We start from the raw sequence: 14,933 nt of genomic DNA on the forward strand, positions 1-14,933 counted from the left end.
GGGCCATTCTAGCCGTTCCGGCCGACGCAGGAAACGTTCGCCACCAAGCCGCTTTGCCGGCCGATGGACCCCGCCCGTATAATGGTGGTTTTGCCGCGCGCCACGAGGTGGGAATGGACAGGATTCTGGTCAGGGGTGCCCGCACTCACAACCTCAAGCAGATCGATGTCGAGCTGCCCCGGGACAGCCTGATCGTGGTGACGGGGCTCTCCGGCTCGGGCAAGTCGTCGCTGGCCTTCGACACCCTCTATGCCGAAGGACAGCGTCGCTACGTGGAGTCGCTCTCCACCTACGCTCGCCAGTTCCTGTCGATGATGGAAAAACCCGACGTCGACCACATCGAGGGGCTCTCACCGGCCATCTCCATCGAGCAAAAATCCACCTCCCACAACCCGCGCTCCACCGTGGGCACCATCACCGAGATCTACGACTACCTTCGCCTGCTGTTCGCCCGGGCCGGCACGCCGCGCTGCCCCGAGCACGACGAGCCGCTGGAGGCGAGCACCGTCTCGCAGATGGTCGACCAGGTGCTGGCGCTGCCCGAGGGCAGCAAGCTGATGCTGCTGGCCCCGGTGGTCAAGGGCCGCAAGGGCGAGCACCTGCAGCTGCTCGCCGAGCTGCGCGCCCAGGGCTTCGTGCGCGCCCTGATCGATGGCCAGGTGCTGGAGCTCGACGATATCTCTCCGCTGGACAAGAACAAGAAGCACGATATCAGCGTCGTAGTGGATCGCATCAAGGTTCGCGAGGGACTCGCCCAGCGCCTGGCCGAATCCTTCGAGACCGCGCTAAACCTGGCCGACGGCACCGCAGTGATCCATTTCATGGACGGCGAGGCGGAGGACATTCCCTTCTCATCGCGCTTCGCCTGTCCGGTATGCGGCTACGCCATCGCCGAGCTCGAGCCGCGCATGTTCTCCTTCAACAACCCGGCCGGCGCCTGCCCCACCTGCGACGGCCTGGGCGTGCAACAGGTGTTCGACCCCGACAAGCTGATCAGCCACCCCGAGCTGTCGCTGGCCGAAGGGGTGATCAAGGGCTGGGATCGGCGCAGCGTCTACTACTTCAGCCAGCTACAGGCGGTGGCGGCGCACTATCGTTTCGAACTGGAGACCCCCTGGCGAGACCTGGCGCGGCACGAGCGCGAGATCATCCTGCACGGCAGCGGCCACGATGACATCGCCTTCCACTATGTCAACGACCGCGGTCGCAAGGTAACCCGGGAACACCCCTTCGAAGGTGTGCTGCCCAACATGCAGCGGCGCTACCGGGAGACCGAATCCAGCATGGTCCGCGAGGAGCTGGCCCGCTACATCGCCGAGCGCCCCTGCCCCAGCTGCCACGGTTCGCGGCTGCGCCAGGAGGCCCGCCACGTCTACATCGATGGACGCCCGCTGCCGGAGGTGGTCCGCCTGCCCATCGGCGAGGCCTGGGACTACTTCAGCCGTTTGACCCTGCCCGGGCGCCGCGGCGAGATCGCCGTCAAGATCATCAACGAGATCCACGCCCGCCTGGAATTCCTGGTCAACGTGGGGCTCGACTACCTTAACCTGGAGCGCAGCGCCGACACCCTCTCCGGCGGGGAAGCCCAGCGCATCCGCCTGGCCAGCCAGATCGGCGCCGGCCTCGTGGGCGTCATGTACATCCTCGACGAGCCCTCCATCGGCCTGCACCAGCGCGACAACGACCGCCTGCTCAAGACCCTCGAGCACCTGCGCGACCTGGGCAACACCGTCATCGTGGTGGAGCACGACGAGGAGGCCATCCGCGCCGCCGACCACGTGCTGGATATCGGTCCCGGCGCTGGCGTGCACGGCGGACGCATCGTCGCCCAGGGCACCCCGGAGGCGGTCATGGCCAGCCACGACTCCCTGACCGGCCAGTATCTCTCCGGCAAGCGCCGCATCGAGGTGCCCAAGTGGCGCATTCCCGGCAACCCGGAAAAGCAGCTGCGCCTGACCGGCGCCACCGGCAACAACCTGCACCGGGTCAACCTGACGCTGCCGCTGGGGCTGTTCATTTGCGTCACCGGGGTGTCCGGGTCGGGCAAGTCGACCCTGATCAACTCGACGCTGATGCCGATCGCCGCCCGGGAGCTCAACAAGGCGACGACCCTGACCCCGGCCCCCTATGAACACATCGAAGGGCTCGATCAGCTGGACAAGGTCATCGACATCGATCAGAGCCCCATCGGCCGTACGCCCCGCTCCAACCCGGCCACCTATACCGGCATCTTCACTCCCATCCGCGAGCTCTTCGCCGGCACCCAGGAGGCGCGCTCGCGGGGCTACAAGCCGGGGCGCTTCTCCTTCAACGTCAAGGGCGGCCGCTGCGAGGCATGCCAGGGCGAGGGGATGATCAAGGTGGAGATGCACTTCCTGCCCGATATCTACGTGCCCTGCGACGTCTGCAAGGGCAAGCGCTACAACCGCGAGACCCTGGAGATCGCCTACAAGGGCAAGAGCATCCACGAAGTGCTCGAGATGACCGTGGAGGAGGCGCTGGCGTTCTTCTCGCCGGTGCCGGCCATCGCCCGGCGCCTGCAGACGCTGATGGATGTCGGACTCTCCTACATCCGCCTGGGCCAGAGCGCCACCACGCTCTCCGGCGGCGAGGCCCAGCGGGTCAAGCTGGCCCGCGAGCTGGCCAAGCGCGACACCGGCAAGACCCTCTATATCCTCGACGAGCCCACCACCGGGCTGCACTTCGAGGACATCCGCCAGCTGCTCACCGTGCTGCACCGCCTGCGCGACCACGGCAACACCATCGTCGTCATCGAGCATAACCTGGACGTGATCAAGACCGCCGACTGGCTGGTCGACCTCGGCCCCGAGGGCGGCTCCGGCGGCGGGCGCATCATCGCCGAGGGCACCCCGGAGCAGGTGGCGAAGATGGAAGCCTCCCACACCGGGCGCTTCCTCAAGCCGCTGCTGGAGCGGGCCAAGGAGCATCAGTCAGAGCCGGAAGCTACGGCCTAGAGGTGCGAGGTGCGAGGTGCGAGGTGCGAGGTGCGAGGTGCGAGGTGCGAGGTGCGAGGTGCGAGGTGCGAGGTGCGAGGTGCGAGGTGCGAGGTGCGAGGTGCGAGGTGCGAGGTGCGAGGCAGTATAGATTCTGCGCAGCTAGCCAAAGGGTTTTCCTTGTAGCTCGCCCCTTGTCGCTTGTCACTGGAATAAAAACCGGCCCCTTGCGGGGCCGGCTTTCTTTCAGCGCTTGCCGAGCCGGAGGGCCGGTCGAGGTTCACTCCTCGGCGGCTTCCTCGGTCTCCTCGACGACCGGACGGTCGACGAGCTCGACGAAGGCCATGGGCGCGTTGTCGCCGGTGCGGAAACCGCACTTGAGGATCCGGACATAGCCGCCCGGACGCTCGACGTAACGCGGACCCAGCTCATTAAAGAGCTTGCCGACCGCTTCCTTGGAACGGGTGCGGCTGAAGGCCAGGCGCCGGTTGGCGACGCTGTCCTGCTTGGCCAGGGTGATCAGCGGCTCGATGACGCGACGCAGCTCCTTGGCCTTGGGCAGGGTTGTCTTGATCACTTCGTGCTCGATCAGCGACACGCTCATGTTCTTGAACATGGCCTGGCGATGCGAGCTGGTACGATTCAGGTGACGACCACTCTTACGATGACGCATGGTTGTGATTCCTTACCAAACTGGGACTCGAGTCGACGCTTAGGCGGAGCTCTTTTCGTCCTTCAGGCTTGCCGGGGGCCAGTTTTCCAGCCGCATGCCAAGCGAAAGACCGCGCGCTGCCAATACGTCCTTGATCTCGTTCAGGGACTTCTTGCCGAGGTTCGGCGTCTTGAGCAGCTCCACCTCGGTGCGCTGGATCAGGTCACCGATGTAGTAGATGTTTTCGGCTTTCAGGCAGTTGGCACTGCGAACGGTCAACTCGAGATCGTCCACGGGGCGCAGCAGGATCGGATCGATATGATCCTCTTCCTCCTCGACCTCCTGTTCCTTGTCGGCTTCCAGGTCGACGAACGCGGCCAGCTGCTCCTGCAGGATGGTGGCGCTGCGACGGATCGCTTCCTCGGGATCCAGGGTGCCGTCGGTCTCCAGATCAATGATCAGCTTGTCGAGATCGGTCCGCTGCTCGACACGCGCCGCATCGACGGCGTAGGAGACACGCCGCACGGGGCTGAAGGTGGCATCCAGCTGCAGGCGACCGATGGCGCGCGACTCGTCATCCGCCCCGACGCGCGCGTCGGCGGGCTCATAGCCGCGACCGCGAGCGATCTTGAGCTGAATCTTGAGCTCGGCACCTTCGTTGACGTGGGCGATGACGTGATCCGGATTGACGATCTCGACATCATGATCGAGAACGATGTCACCCGCGGTCACCACGGCCGGGCCCTGCTTGTTCAGCGAGAGCACCGCCTCGTCGCGACTGTGCATGCGGATGGCCACGTCCTTGAGGTTCAGGAGGATCTCGATGACATCTTCCTGAACGCCCTCGATCGCGCTGTACTCGTGCTCGACACCCGCGATCTCGACTTCCACCACGGCACAGCCGGGCATGGACGAGAGCAGGATGCGGCGCAGCGCATTCCCCAGAGTGTGGCCAAAGCCACGCTCGAAGGGCTCGAGCACGATCTTCGCGTGATGCGCGCTGATCTCTTCGACCTTGATATCGCGCGGACGGAGAAACTCTGTCACTGAACGCTGCATATACTACACCTTTGAGGCTGCCAAACGGTTACTCGGTACTCGGTGCCGACCCCGAAGGGCCGGCCCGCCGCGATCAGCGACGCTTACTTCGAGTACAGCTCGACGATCAGGTTTTCGTTGATGTCGGCAGACAGGTCGCCGCGTTCCGGGATAGCCTTGAAGGTGCCTTCCATCTTCTTCGCGTCCACTTCGATCCAGGCCACATCGCCACGGTTGGCAGCGATCGACAGGGCGCTCTGGATGCGCGCCTGGTTCTTGGCCTTCTCGCGCACGGACACCACGTCACCGGGCTTCACCTGGTAGGAAGCCACGTTGACGGTCTTGCCGTTGACCGCGATGGCCTTGTGGCTGACCAGCTGGCGCGCCTCGGAGCGCGTGGAGCCGTAGCCCATGCGGTAGACGACGTTGTCCAGTCGGGATTCCAGCAGCTGCAGCAGCACTTCGCCGGTAGCGCCAGAGCGACGCGCGGCTTCCTTGTAGTAGCTGCGGAACTGCTTCTCGAGCACGCCATACATGCGACGTACTTTCTGCTTCTCACGAAGCTGCAAGCCGTAGTCGGAAAGACGCTGACGGCGCTGGCCGTGCACACCCGGGATCTGCTCGGATTTGCACTTCTTCTCGAAGGGAGTGACACCGCTCTTCAGAAGAGGTCGGTCCCCTCGCGACGAGACAGTTTGCACTTCGGTCCAATATAACGAGCCATGAATCTGTCTCCTTAAACGCGGCGTTTCTTCGGCGGACGGCAGCCATTGTGGGGAATGGGCGTCGCGTCGGTGATGCTCTGCACGCGGAAGCCGGCGGCGCTCAGCGCGCGCACGGCGGATTCACGGCCAGGACCGGGGCCCTTGACCAGCACGTCGACGTTTTTCACACCATACTCGGCTGCAGCGGTCGCTGCACGCTCGCTTGCCACTTGAGCAGCGAACGGGGTGCTCTTGCGAGAACCACGAAAACCCGAACCACCGGCTGTCGCCCAAGAGAGAGCGTTGCCCTGGCGGTCTGTGATCGTCACGATCGTGTTGTTAAAAGAGGCGTGGATGTGCGCAACGGCGTCCACTACCTGCTTTTTAACCTTTTTACGGTTGCTACGCGGGTTAGCCATGTTGATGTCTATTCCTGTCTTTACGCCAGAACGTGCGTGTTACTTGCGGATCGGCTTGCGCGGGCCCTTACGGGTACGCGCATTGGTCTTCGTACGCTGACCACGCAGCGGAAGACTACGACGATGACGCAGACCACGATAGCAACCCAGGTCCATGAGACGCTTGATATTCAGCGTCACATCACGACGAAGGTCACCTTCCACGGTGTACTTGCCAACCTCAGAACGCAGGGCATCAACCTCTTCCGAGGAGAGCTCCTGAATCTTGGCGGTCGGCGCGATGCCGGTAGCGGCACAGATTTCCTGCGCGCGCGTGCGGCCAATCCCGAAGATATAGGTCAGCGAGATCGCCGCATGCTTGTTGTCCGGGATATTGACGCCTGCTATACGGGCCATCAGCTTACTCCGAATATGTGAGCGGCTTGCTCGTTGGGTCATCTACAAAAGGCGCAACAGCATACCCCTTTACCCACCGAAGGGCAAGGGGCATGCCGGCACCGGTTTCATCCAGCGCAGGGATCAACCCTGGCGCTGCTTGTGCCGCGGCTCGATGCAGATAACGCGCACGGCGCCATTGCGTCGAATGATCTTGCAGTTGCGGCACATCTTCTTGACGGAAGCTCGAACTTTCATCGTTCCTTCTCCAATTCACGTACGGCGCGCCTTAGCGCATGATGCCGCCGCTGCCGTAGCCTTTCAGGTTGGACTTCTTCATCACCGAGTCATACTGATGCGACATCAGATGCGACTGCACCTGGGCCATGAAGTCCATGATCACCACCACGATGATCAGCAGCGCGGTACCGCCGAAGAAGAACGGCACGTTCCACGCCACGATCAGGAACTGGGGCATCAGCGAAACCGCAGTGATGTACAGGGCGCCGCACAGGGTCAGACGGGTCATGACCTTGTCGACATAGCGAGCGGTCTGCTCACCAGGGCGAATCCCCGGCAGGAAGGCCCCTGACTTCTTGAGGTTGTCAGCGACATCCTTGGGATTGAAGACCAGCGCTGTGTAAAAGAAGCAGAAGAATATCACCGCCGCGCCGAAAAGCAAGATGTAGAGCGGCTGGCCCGGCCCCAGGGCCTGGGAAGCACGCTGCAGCCACTCCATGCCGTCGCCAGCGCCGACCCACTGCCCCATGGAGGCGGGGAACAGCAGGATGCTGGAGGCGAAGATCGGCGGAATCACGCCCGCCATGTTCACCTTGAGCGGCAGGTAGCTGCTCTGTCCGGCATACATCTTGTTGCCGACCTGACGCCGCGGATAGTTCACCGTGATGCGGCGCTGGCCGCGCTCGATGAACACCACGAAGGCCACGGTCGCCACGCCCAGGACTGAGAGAGCCAGCAGCGGCAGCACGTTCCACGCGCCTTCGTTGCGGGCCAGCTCGAACGCCTGGCCCACCGCGCCCGGCAGGCCGGCGACGATACCCGAGAAGATCAGCAGCGAGATGCCGTTGCCGATCCCCTTCTCGGTGATCTGCTCGCCCAGCCACATCAGGAACACCGCCCCGCACACGAAGGTGACGATGGCAGTGAAATAGAAGCTGAAGTCGGCCGTGTAGGCGATACCCTGGCTGGCCAGCCCCACCGACATGCCGACAGCCTGAACGAAGGCCAGCAGCACGGTCCCGTAGCGGGTGTACTGGCTAATCTTGCGGCGGCCGGCCTCGCCCTCCTTCTTGAGCTGCTCCAGATGGGGCGAGACCGCGGTCAGCAGCTGCATGATGATCGACGCGGAGATGTAGGGCATGATGCCCAGCGCCATAATGCTCATGCGCTCCAGGGCGCCACCCGAGAACATGTTGAACATGCCCAGAATGGTCCCCTGCTGCTCCCTGAACAAGGCAGCAAGCTGGTCAGGATTCATACCGGGTACGGGGATGTGGGCACCGATCCGGTACACCACGATGGCGAGGAGCACGAAGCGCAGACGCGCCCACAGTTCACTCAGACCGCTGCCCATCGCCGGCACATTTCCTGACTTGGCCATTTAGTCCTCTACCTTGCCGCCGGCGGCTTCGATCGCGGCACGGGCACCCTTGGTGACCTTGAGGCCGCGGACCGTGACCGCCTTGTTGAGTTCGCCGGACAGGATGATCTTCGCGTGGAGCGTGGCATCCTTGAGCACGTTGGCCTGCTTGAGGCTCTCGAGGGTGACTTCGTCACCGGCGACCTTGGCCAGCTCGGCCAGACGCACTTCCTCGGAGGCCAGCGACTTCATGGAAGTGAAGCCGAATTTCGGCAGACGCCGCTGCAGCGGCATCTGACCGCCCTCGAAGCCGGGCTTGACGCTGCCGCCGCTGCGCGACTTCAGGCCCTTGTGGCCACGGCCACCGGTCTTGCCCAGACCGGAGCCGATGCCGCGGCCGACGCGCTTCTCGGCGTGCTTGGAGCCCGGTGCCGGGCTCAGGCTATTGAGTTTCATGGATTACTCTCCCTCAACGCGCACAAGGTAGTTGACCTTGTGGATCATGCCGCGCACGGCAGGGGTGTCTTCCAGTTCGACCGTGTGACCAATGCGGCGCAGCCCCAGGCCCTTCATGGTGGCCTTGTGCTTGGGCAGGGTGCCGATGGTGCTACGGGTCTGGGTAACCTTGAGTGTTGCTGCCATGGTATTTACCCCGTGATCGCTTCGACGGACAGACCGCGCTTGGCGGCGATGTCGTCCGGCGACTGCATGGAAGCGAGGCCCTTGACGGTTGCCCGCACCACGTTCACCGGATTGGTGGAACCGTAGCACTTGGCCAGGACGTCGTGGACGCCCGCCAGCTCGAGGACCGAGCGCATGGCGCCGCCGGCGATGATGCCGGTACCCTCGGAGGCCGGCTGCATGTACACCTTGGAGGCGCCGTGACGCGCCTTGACCGGGTACTGCAGGGTGTGGCCCTTCAGGGTGACCTTGACCATGTTGCGGCGTGCCTGGTCCATGGCCTTCTGGATCGCGACCGGCACTTCACGCGCCTTGCCGCGGCCGAAGCCGACACGACCATTGCCGTCGCCCACGACGGTCAGGGCAGTGAAACCGAAAATACGGCCACCCTTGACCACCTTGGCGACGCGGTTGACCTGCACGAGCTTTTCCTGCAGGTCGCCGGTGTTCTGTTCGTTCTTCGCCATCGTAAAACCCTTTAGAATTCCAGGCCGCCTTCACGAGCGGCGTCGGCCAGGGCCTTGACGCGACCGTGATACTTGAAGCCGGCACGATCGAAGGCCACCTGGGTGATGCCAGCCTGCTTGGCGCGTTCGGCGATCAGTGCCCCCACCTTGGCGGCGGCGTCTGAGTTGCCGGTCGCACCCTCGCGCAGGGCCTTGTCCAGCGTCGAAGCGCTGGCGAGGACCTGGCCACCATCCGGCGAGATGATCTGCGCGTAGATGTGGCGGGGGTACGGTTGACGCACAGGCGATACACGCCCAGCTCGCGGATCTTGGCGCGAGCGCGGCGGGCACGACGGAGACGAGATTCTTTCTTCGCGTTCATAACCCTGCCTTACTTCTTCTTGGCTTCTTTGCGACGCACCTGCTCGTCGGCGTACCGAATCCCCTTGCCCTTGTAGGGCTCGGGCGGACGGAAGGCGCGGATTTCCGCGGCGACCTGACCGAGTTTCTGCTTGTCCGCGCTCTTCAGCACGATGACGGTGTTCTTCGGTGTTTCCACCGCGACACCCTCAGGCAGGGAGTACTCGACCGGGTGCGAGAAGCCCAGTGACAGATTGAGCGTCTGGCCCTTGGCCTGGGCACGGTAGCCGACGCCGTTGATTTCGAGGGTCTTGGTGAAGCCCTCGGAGGCGCCGGTGACCAGGTTCTGGACCAGAGCACGAGTAGTGCCGGCCATCGCCCAGGACTTGGCGGTCTCGCTCGGATTGAAGGTCAGCTGACCCTCTTCCTGGCCGACGACCACGTCCTGGTGGACGGTCATGGACAGCGTGCCCTGACCGCCCTTGACGGTCAGCTGGTCACCGTCGAGCTTGATCTCGACGCCAGCGGGCACTTTAACCGGATATTTGGCTACGCGGGACATTCCAAACTCCTAGAATACGGTGCAGATGACTTCGCCACCGACGCCGGCCTGGCGGGCGGCACGGTCGGTCATCACGCCCTTGGAGGTGGTGACGATCGCGATACCCAGACCGTCGGCCACCTTGGGCAGCGAATCCTTGCCCTTGTACTGGCGCAGGGACGGCTTGGAGACCCGCTGCAGGTGCTCGATGACCGGCTTGCCCTCGAAGTACTTGAGGGTCACGGTCAGCTCGGGCTTGGCGCCTTCGTCCACCGCGAATTCGGTGATGAAGCCCTCGTCCTTCAATACGCGGGCCACCTCGACCTTCAGCTTGGAAGACGGCATGGTGACCGTCTCCTTGGTGGCCATCTGCGCATTGCGGATACGGGTAAACATATCCGCCAGAGTGTCTTGCATGCTCATTTACGTTGCGCTCCTGATGATTCTACGTGGCGGCTTACCAGCTGGACTTCTTCAGCCCAGGGACCTCGCCACGCATGGCGGCTTCACGCAGCTTGTTACGACCGAGGCCGAACTTGTTGTAGAAACCGTGCGGACGGCCGGTCACGCGGCAGCGATTGCGCTGGCGCACCGGGCTCGAGTCGCGCGGCAGCTGCTGCAGCTTCAGCGTTGCCTCGAAGCGCTCTTCGTCGGAAGCGTTCACGTCCTGGATGATTGCCTTGAGCTGGGCGCGCTTGGCCGCGTACTTCTGGACCAGCTTGGTGCGCTTCAGCTCACGCTCTACCATGCTTTTCTTTGCCATGATCCCACCCTTATTTCTTGAACGGGAAGTTCAGCGCGCTCAGCAGCGCACGACCTTCCTCATCGGTGTTGGCGGTGGTGGTGATAGTGACATCCAGACCACGAATCCGGTCGATCTTATCATACTCGATCTCCGGGAAGATGATCTGCTCACGCACCCCCATGGAGTAGTTGCCGCGACCGTCGAAGGACTTCGGGTTGAGACCACGGAAGTCACGCACGCGGGGAATCGCGATGTTGACCAGGCGATCAAGGAACTCCCACATGCGCTCGCTGCGCAGGGTCACCTTGATGCCGATGGGCCAACCTTCGCGTACCTTGAAGCCCGCGATGGACTTGCGCGCCTTGGTCACCACCGGCTTCTGACCGGAGAGCTTCTCCAGGTCGCCGATGGCATTCTCGATCAGCTTCTTGTCGCTGGTCGCGTCGCCGATGCCCATGTTGAGGGTCACCTTGGTGATCCGCGGCACCTGCATCACGTTGGCGTAGCTGAACTGCTCTTTGAGCTTAGCCACCACCTCGTTCTGATAACGTTCTTTCAAGTTCGCCATTTTGCTACCCGACTCGCGTTAGGCGTCGATCCGCGTCTGCGTCGACTTGTAGATGCGTACCTTGGTACCGTCTTCCTTAACCTGGAAGCCGACGCGATCCGCCTTACCGGTCTCCGAGTTGAAGATCGCCACGTTGGACGCGTGAATCGGAGCCTCGCGCTCGACGATACCGCCCTGCTTGCCCGCCATAGGGTTGGGCTTGGTGTGACGCTTGATCATGTTCACACCGGACACGACGAAGCGTTCGTCCTTGAGGACGCGCTTGACAGTGCCGCGCTTGCCCTTGTCCTTGCCGGCGATGACGATCACTTCATCGTCACGTTTGATCTTTTGCATATCCGCCTCGCTCCTTACAGCACTTCCGGCGCCAGGGAAATGATCTTCATGAACTTCTCGTTGCGAAGCTCACGGGTCACCGGCCCGAAAATACGGGTACCGATCGGCTGTTCGTTGGTGTTGTTCAACAGAACCGCCGCATTTCCGTCGAAGCGGATCAGCGAGCCGTCGGAACGACGGACACCGCTGCGGGTGCGAACCACTACCGCCTTGAGGACCTGGCCTTTCTTGACCTTGCCACGCGGAATGGCTTCCTTCACCGTGACCTTGATGATGTCACCCACGCGAGCGTAGCGGCGATGTGAACCGCCCAGCACCTTGATGCACTGCACCCGGCGCGCTCCGCTGTTGTCGGCGACATCCAGCATTGTCTGAGTCTGAATCATCGGTTTTCTCCAAACCTAATCTGACTGCTCTCGCCGAGCTCAGCCCTTGGCCTGCTCGATCACCTCGACCAGCGCCCAAGCCTTCTTGCGGGACAGCGGACGACACTCCTGAATGGAGACCGTATCGCCGACCTTGGCCTGGTTCGCCTCGTCATGGGCGTGCAGCTTGGTGGAGCGCTTAACGTACTTGCCGTAGATCGGGTGACGCTCGCGGCGCTCGATCATCACGACGATGGACTTTTCCATCTTGTCGCTCACCACCTTGCCGGTGAGCGTACGGGATTTCTTCTCTTCGGCCATCTCAGTCACCTGCCTTCTCGTTGAGCACAGTCTTCACCCGGGCGATGTCCCGACGAACCTGCTTGAGCAGGTGTGTCTGGCTCAGCTGGCCGGTGGCCTTCTGCATGCGCAGGTTGAACTGCTCGCGGAGGAGTTCGAAAAGCTGCTCGTTGAGCTCTTCGACAGACTTTTCACGAATTTCCTGGGCGTTCATCACATCACCGTCCGTTTCACAAAGGTGGTGGATACGGGCATCTTCTGGGCCGCCAGGGAGAAGGCCTCGCGGGCCAGCTCTTCGGAGACACCTTCGATTTCATAGAGGACCCGGCCCGGCTGGATCTGTGCGACCCAGTACTCGACGGAGCCCTTGCCCTTGCCCATACGAACTTCGAGCGGCTTCTTGGAAATCGGCTTGTCGGGGAAGACGCGGATCCAGATCTTGCCGCCACGCTTGACGTGACGGGTGATCGCACGACGGCCGGCCTCGATCTGGCGGGCCGTGATGCGGCCGCGACCGGTAGCCTTCAGGCCGTATTCCCCGAAGCTGATCTTGCTTCCGCGATGTGCCAGGCCACGGTTGCGGCCCTTCTGCATCTTGCGGAATTTCATGCGCTTGGGTTGTAACATCGACTCGCTCTCCCCTTACCTGGAACCTTTCTTCTTGGAGGGCGCGGCAGGCTGCTGTTTCGCCTTGGCGCGGACCTCTTCGATGCCCCCGAGGATTTCACCCTTGAAGACCCAGACCTTGACACCGATGATGCCGTAGGTGGTCTTGGCTTCGTAGGTGGCGTAGTCGATGTCCGCACGCAGGGTGTGCAGCGGCACGCGACCTTCCCGGTACCACTCGGTACGGGCGATTTCGGCGCCACCGAGACGACCGGAGAGCATCACCTTGATGCCGCCGGCGCCCAGGCGCATGGCGTTCTGTACGGAACGCTTCATGGCGCGACGGAACATCACGCGGCGCTCGAGCTGGCCGGCGATGTTCTGCGCGACGAGCCTGGCGTCGAGTTCCGGCTTGCGCACTTCCTCGATATTGACGTGCACGGGCACGCCCATCATGGCGGTGATGTCGCGACGCAGGCGATCGACGTCCTCGCCCTTCTTACCGATCACGATGCCCGGACGGGCGGTGTGAATGGTGATGCGGGCGTTGTTGGCCGGACGCTCGATGTGGATGTGGCTCACGGAGGCGTTCTTCAAACGCTCTTCCAGGAAGCGACGCACCTCGAGATCGTTGTTCAGCTTGTCGGCGTAGGCACCGCGCTCGGCGTACCACACCGAGGTGTGATCCTTGACGATACCCAGCCGAATACCTGTCGGATGTACTTTCTGACCCATCTGGTCGACTCCTACTTCTCGGCTACCTTGACGGTGATGTGGCAGGTGCGCTTCAAGATACGATCCGCACGGCCCTTGGCGCGCGGCTTGATACGCTTGAGCGTCATGCCCTCATCGACGCAGATGGTCGAGACACGCAGCTCGTCGATATCCATGCCGTTGTTTTCTTCCGCGTTCGCGATGGCGGACTGCAGCACTTTCTTGACCAGCTTGGCAGCCTTCTTCGGTGAGAAGGTCAGCAGGTCGAGCGCTTCGGCGACCGGCTTACCGCGCACCTGGTCAGCCACCAAACGGGCCTTCTGGGCGGATAAACGAGCGCCACGCAGCTTAGCTGTGACTTCCATCTCTCAATCCTCTCTGGCTTACCGTTTGGCTTTCTTGTCCGCCGCATGACCGCGATAGGTGCGGGTGGCAGCGAATTCGCCCAGCTTGTGGCCAACCATTTCCTCGGAGACGTGCACCGGGACGTGTTGGCGACCGTTATGGACTGCAATGGTGAGCCCGACCATGTTGGGCAGGATCATGGAGCGACGCGACCAGGTCTTGATCGGCTTGCGATCGCCCTTCTCCACTGCAGCCTCAACCTTCTTCAGCAGATGAAGGTCAATGAAAGGACCTTTCTTCAGTGAACGTGGCACAGCCGTTACCTCTTAATGTCTTGGCGTATGGTCTCAGCCCCGTGCCTTGCGGCGACGGATGATGAGCTTGTCGGTGCGCTTGTTCTTGCGCGTCTTGTGGCCCTTGGTGGGAACGCCCCACGGGGACACCGGATGACGACCGCCGCTGGTGCGGCCTTCGCCGCCGCCGTGCGGGTGATCAACCGGGTTCATGGCCACGCCGCGAACGGTCGGACGCACGCCTCTCCAGCGCTTCGCACCGGCCTTGCCAAGTTGACGCAGGCTGTGCTCGGAGTTGCTCACTTCCCCAGGGTCGCGCGGCACTCGGCCAGCACCTTGCGCATTTCGCCGGAGCGCAGACGCAGGGTGGCATAGTTGCCTTCACGGGCGACCAGCTGGGCGCTGGTGCCGGCGCTGCGGGCAATCTGAGCGCCCTTGCCGGGCTTCAGTTCGATGCAGTGCACGGTGGAACCCAGCGGGATGTTACGCAGCGGCAGGGTGTTGCCCTTCTTGATGGCTGCGTTGACGCCGGACTCGAGGCGGTCGCCAGTCTTCACGCCCTTGGGCGCGATGACATAGCGACGCTCGCCGTCCAGGTACTTCAGCAGCGCGATGTGGGCGCTGCGGTTGGGATCGTACTCCAGGCGCTCGACGACGGCGGGAACGCCATCCTTGGTGCGCTTGAAGTCGATGACCCGGTAGTGCTGACGGTGACCACCGCCCACGTGGCGGGTGGTGATGCGACCGTTGTTGTTGCGTCCGCCGCTGCGCGACTGCTTTTCCAGCAGGGGCGCATAGGGCTTACCCTTGTGCAGATCTTCGCTGACGACCTTGACCAGGTGGCGACGACCGGCGGATGTGGGTTTAGTCTTGACGATTGCCATGATCCGT

General features: G+C 62.9%; 22 protein-coding genes and 3 pseudogenes. 1 reads left to right on the plus strand and 24 read right to left on the minus strand.

Features of this window, described 5'->3' with window-relative positions; all coding sequences use genetic code 11:
• Positions 1-113: 113 nt before the first annotated feature.
• Positions 114-2,975 (plus strand): excinuclease ABC subunit UvrA, encoded by a 2,862-nt coding sequence (gene uvrA, locus ACSJDS_RS21005; protein ID WP_473034916.1) that lies wholly within the window; start codon positions 114-116, stop codon positions 2,973-2,975.
• Between the two features lie 259 nt (positions 2,976-3,234).
• Here the strand turns inward: uvrA and rplQ are convergent, their stop codons facing one another.
• From rplQ to rplB, 24 genes and pseudogenes are all read right to left on the minus strand, one after another.
• Entirely contained in the window at positions 3,235-3,627 is a 393-nt protein-coding gene (gene rplQ / locus ACSJDS_RS21010; RefSeq protein ID WP_473034917.1) for a 50S ribosomal protein L17, read from the minus strand.
• Positions 3,628-3,666: 39 nt separating this feature from the next.
• Complete coding sequence (locus tag ACSJDS_RS21015; protein WP_473034918.1) at positions 3,667-4,665, minus strand: DNA-directed RNA polymerase subunit alpha; 999 nt, start codon at positions 4,663-4,665, stop codon at positions 3,667-3,669.
• A gap of 83 nt (positions 4,666-4,748) precedes the next feature.
• Positions 4,749-5,368 (minus strand): annotated as a pseudogene (rpsD, locus tag ACSJDS_RS21020) (30S ribosomal protein S4).
• Between the two features lie 12 nt (positions 5,369-5,380).
• A complete protein-coding gene (gene rpsK, locus ACSJDS_RS21025; protein ID WP_010626488.1) occupies positions 5,381-5,767 on the minus strand; it encodes a 30S ribosomal protein S11 in 387 nt (128 codons plus the stop codon).
• 39 nt (positions 5,768-5,806) lie between these two features.
• Positions 5,807-6,163 (minus strand): 30S ribosomal protein S13, encoded by a 357-nt coding sequence (gene rpsM / locus ACSJDS_RS21030; protein WP_473034919.1) that lies wholly within the window; start codon positions 6,161-6,163, stop codon positions 5,807-5,809.
• A gap of 123 nt (positions 6,164-6,286) precedes the next feature.
• The gene (rpmJ, locus tag ACSJDS_RS21035; protein ID WP_009099023.1) at positions 6,287-6,400 is read right to left on the minus strand and encodes a 50S ribosomal protein L36; all 114 of its coding nucleotides are present in this window, start codon (positions 6,398-6,400) and stop codon (positions 6,287-6,289) included.
• A 31-nt stretch (positions 6,401-6,431) separates the two neighbouring features.
• Entirely contained in the window at positions 6,432-7,763 is a 1,332-nt protein-coding gene (secY, locus tag ACSJDS_RS21040; protein WP_473034920.1) for a preprotein translocase subunit SecY, read from the minus strand.
• Positions 7,764-8,198: a 50S ribosomal protein L15 gene (gene rplO / locus ACSJDS_RS21045; protein ID WP_473034921.1), complete on the minus strand. Its 435-nt coding sequence runs from the start codon at positions 8,196-8,198 to the stop codon at positions 7,764-7,766.
• A gap of 3 nt (positions 8,199-8,201) precedes the next feature.
• Positions 8,202-8,384, minus strand: coding sequence for a 50S ribosomal protein L30 (gene rpmD, locus ACSJDS_RS21050; protein WP_066452141.1), 183 nt, complete (start codon positions 8,382-8,384; stop codon positions 8,202-8,204).
• A 5-nt stretch (positions 8,385-8,389) separates the two neighbouring features.
• A complete protein-coding gene (gene rpsE, locus ACSJDS_RS21055) occupies positions 8,390-8,890 on the minus strand; it encodes a 30S ribosomal protein S5 (protein ID WP_238978580.1) in 501 nt (166 codons plus the stop codon).
• Positions 8,891-8,901: 11 nt separating this feature from the next.
• Positions 8,902-9,251, minus strand: a pseudogene (rplR, locus tag ACSJDS_RS21060) (50S ribosomal protein L18).
• A gap of 9 nt (positions 9,252-9,260) precedes the next feature.
• A complete protein-coding gene (gene rplF, locus ACSJDS_RS21065) occupies positions 9,261-9,791 on the minus strand; it encodes a 50S ribosomal protein L6 (RefSeq protein ID WP_473034922.1) in 531 nt (176 codons plus the stop codon).
• Between the two features lie 9 nt (positions 9,792-9,800).
• Positions 9,801-10,193, minus strand: coding sequence for a 30S ribosomal protein S8 (gene rpsH / locus ACSJDS_RS21070; protein ID WP_238978577.1), 393 nt, complete (start codon positions 10,191-10,193; stop codon positions 9,801-9,803).
• Positions 10,194-10,227: 34 nt separating this feature from the next.
• Entirely contained in the window at positions 10,228-10,533 is a 306-nt protein-coding gene (gene rpsN, locus ACSJDS_RS21075) for a 30S ribosomal protein S14 (RefSeq protein ID WP_473034923.1), read from the minus strand.
• 10 nt (positions 10,534-10,543) lie between these two features.
• Positions 10,544-11,083, minus strand: a complete 540-nt coding sequence (rplE, locus tag ACSJDS_RS21080) for a 50S ribosomal protein L5 (protein WP_473034924.1) — start codon at positions 11,081-11,083, stop codon at positions 10,544-10,546.
• 18 nt (positions 11,084-11,101) lie between these two features.
• Complete coding sequence (rplX, locus tag ACSJDS_RS21085) at positions 11,102-11,419, minus strand: 50S ribosomal protein L24 (RefSeq protein ID WP_238978574.1); 318 nt, start codon at positions 11,417-11,419, stop codon at positions 11,102-11,104.
• 14 nt (positions 11,420-11,433) lie between these two features.
• Positions 11,434-11,805 (minus strand): 50S ribosomal protein L14, encoded by a 372-nt coding sequence (gene rplN / locus ACSJDS_RS21090; protein ID WP_238978573.1) that lies wholly within the window; start codon positions 11,803-11,805, stop codon positions 11,434-11,436.
• Between the two features lie 39 nt (positions 11,806-11,844).
• Entirely contained in the window at positions 11,845-12,105 is a 261-nt protein-coding gene (rpsQ, locus tag ACSJDS_RS21095; protein WP_238978630.1) for a 30S ribosomal protein S17, read from the minus strand.
• Position 12,106: 1 nt separating this feature from the next.
• The gene (gene rpmC / locus ACSJDS_RS21100) at positions 12,107-12,298 is read right to left on the minus strand and encodes a 50S ribosomal protein L29 (RefSeq protein WP_238978572.1); all 192 of its coding nucleotides are present in this window, start codon (positions 12,296-12,298) and stop codon (positions 12,107-12,109) included.
• The gene (gene rplP / locus ACSJDS_RS21105) at positions 12,298-12,711 is read right to left on the minus strand and encodes a 50S ribosomal protein L16 (protein WP_111413341.1); all 414 of its coding nucleotides are present in this window, start codon (positions 12,709-12,711) and stop codon (positions 12,298-12,300) included. Before rplP ends, rpmC begins: the two co-directional genes overlap by 1 nt.
• A 15-nt stretch (positions 12,712-12,726) precedes the next feature.
• Positions 12,727-13,425 carry a 30S ribosomal protein S3 gene (gene rpsC, locus ACSJDS_RS21110; protein ID WP_473034925.1) on the minus strand — a complete coding sequence of 233 codons (699 nt, stop codon included), beginning with the start codon at positions 13,423-13,425 and terminating at the stop codon, positions 12,727-12,729.
• An 11-nt stretch (positions 13,426-13,436) separates the two neighbouring features.
• Positions 13,437-13,769, minus strand: a complete 333-nt coding sequence (rplV, locus tag ACSJDS_RS21115) for a 50S ribosomal protein L22 (RefSeq protein ID WP_010626471.1) — start codon at positions 13,767-13,769, stop codon at positions 13,437-13,439.
• Positions 13,770-13,787: 18 nt separating this feature from the next.
• Positions 13,788-14,063, minus strand: a complete 276-nt coding sequence (gene rpsS / locus ACSJDS_RS21120; protein ID WP_238978570.1) for a 30S ribosomal protein S19 — start codon at positions 14,061-14,063, stop codon at positions 13,788-13,790.
• A 33-nt stretch (positions 14,064-14,096) separates the two neighbouring features.
• Positions 14,097-14,926 (minus strand): annotated as a pseudogene (rplB, locus tag ACSJDS_RS21125) (50S ribosomal protein L2).
• Positions 14,927-14,933: the final 7 nt, after the last annotated feature.

Source organism: Halomonas sp. SL18_1 (assembly GCF_055755715.1).

What these genes read in the sequence shown, in the direction of transcription:
- uvrA (WP_473034916.1), top strand. Translation starts at nt 114, where the DNA reads ATGGACAGGATTCTGGTCAGGGGTGCCCGCACTCACAACCTCAAGCAG.
- rplQ (WP_473034917.1), bottom strand. Translation starts at nt 3,627, where the DNA reads ATGCGTCATCGTAAGAGTGGTCGTCACCTGAATCGTACCAGCTCGCAT.
- ACSJDS_RS21015 (WP_473034918.1), bottom strand. Translation starts at nt 4,665, where the DNA reads ATGCAGCGTTCAGTGACAGAGTTTCTCCGTCCGCGCGATATCAAGGTC.
- rpsK (WP_010626488.1), bottom strand. Translation starts at nt 5,767, where the DNA reads ATGGCTAACCCGCGTAGCAACCGTAAAAAGGTTAAAAAGCAGGTAGTG.
- rpsM (WP_473034919.1), bottom strand. Translation starts at nt 6,163, where the DNA reads ATGGCCCGTATAGCAGGCGTCAATATCCCGGACAACAAGCATGCGGCG.
- rpmJ (WP_009099023.1), bottom strand. Translation starts at nt 6,400, where the DNA reads ATGAAAGTTCGAGCTTCCGTCAAGAAGATGTGCCGCAACTGCAAGATC.
- secY (WP_473034920.1), bottom strand. Translation starts at nt 7,763, where the DNA reads ATGGCCAAGTCAGGAAATGTGCCGGCGATGGGCAGCGGTCTGAGTGAA.
- rplO (WP_473034921.1), bottom strand. Translation starts at nt 8,198, where the DNA reads ATGAAACTCAATAGCCTGAGCCCGGCACCGGGCTCCAAGCACGCCGAG.
- rpmD (WP_066452141.1), bottom strand. Translation starts at nt 8,384, where the DNA reads ATGGCAGCAACACTCAAGGTTACCCAGACCCGTAGCACCATCGGCACC.
- rpsE (WP_238978580.1), bottom strand. Translation starts at nt 8,890, where the DNA reads ATGGCGAAGAACGAACAGAACACCGGCGACCTGCAGGAAAAGCTCGTG.
- rplF (WP_473034922.1), bottom strand. Translation starts at nt 9,791, where the DNA reads ATGTCCCGCGTAGCCAAATATCCGGTTAAAGTGCCCGCTGGCGTCGAG.
- rpsH (WP_238978577.1), bottom strand. Translation starts at nt 10,193, where the DNA reads ATGAGCATGCAAGACACTCTGGCGGATATGTTTACCCGTATCCGCAAT.
- rpsN (WP_473034923.1), bottom strand. Translation starts at nt 10,533, where the DNA reads ATGGCAAAGAAAAGCATGGTAGAGCGTGAGCTGAAGCGCACCAAGCTG.
- rplE (WP_473034924.1), bottom strand. Translation starts at nt 11,083, where the DNA reads ATGGCGAACTTGAAAGAACGTTATCAGAACGAGGTGGTGGCTAAGCTC.
- rplX (WP_238978574.1), bottom strand. Translation starts at nt 11,419, where the DNA reads ATGCAAAAGATCAAACGTGACGATGAAGTGATCGTCATCGCCGGCAAG.
- rplN (WP_238978573.1), bottom strand. Translation starts at nt 11,805, where the DNA reads ATGATTCAGACTCAGACAATGCTGGATGTCGCCGACAACAGCGGAGCG.
- rpsQ (WP_238978630.1), bottom strand. Translation starts at nt 12,105, where the DNA reads ATGGCCGAAGAGAAGAAATCCCGTACGCTCACCGGCAAGGTGGTGAGC.
- rpmC (WP_238978572.1), bottom strand. Translation starts at nt 12,298, where the DNA reads ATGAACGCCCAGGAAATTCGTGAAAAGTCTGTCGAAGAGCTCAACGAG.
- rplP (WP_111413341.1), bottom strand. Translation starts at nt 12,711, where the DNA reads ATGTTACAACCCAAGCGCATGAAATTCCGCAAGATGCAGAAGGGCCGC.
- rpsC (WP_473034925.1), bottom strand. Translation starts at nt 13,425, where the DNA reads ATGGGTCAGAAAGTACATCCGACAGGTATTCGGCTGGGTATCGTCAAG.
- rplV (WP_010626471.1), bottom strand. Translation starts at nt 13,769, where the DNA reads ATGGAAGTCACAGCTAAGCTGCGTGGCGCTCGTTTATCCGCCCAGAAG.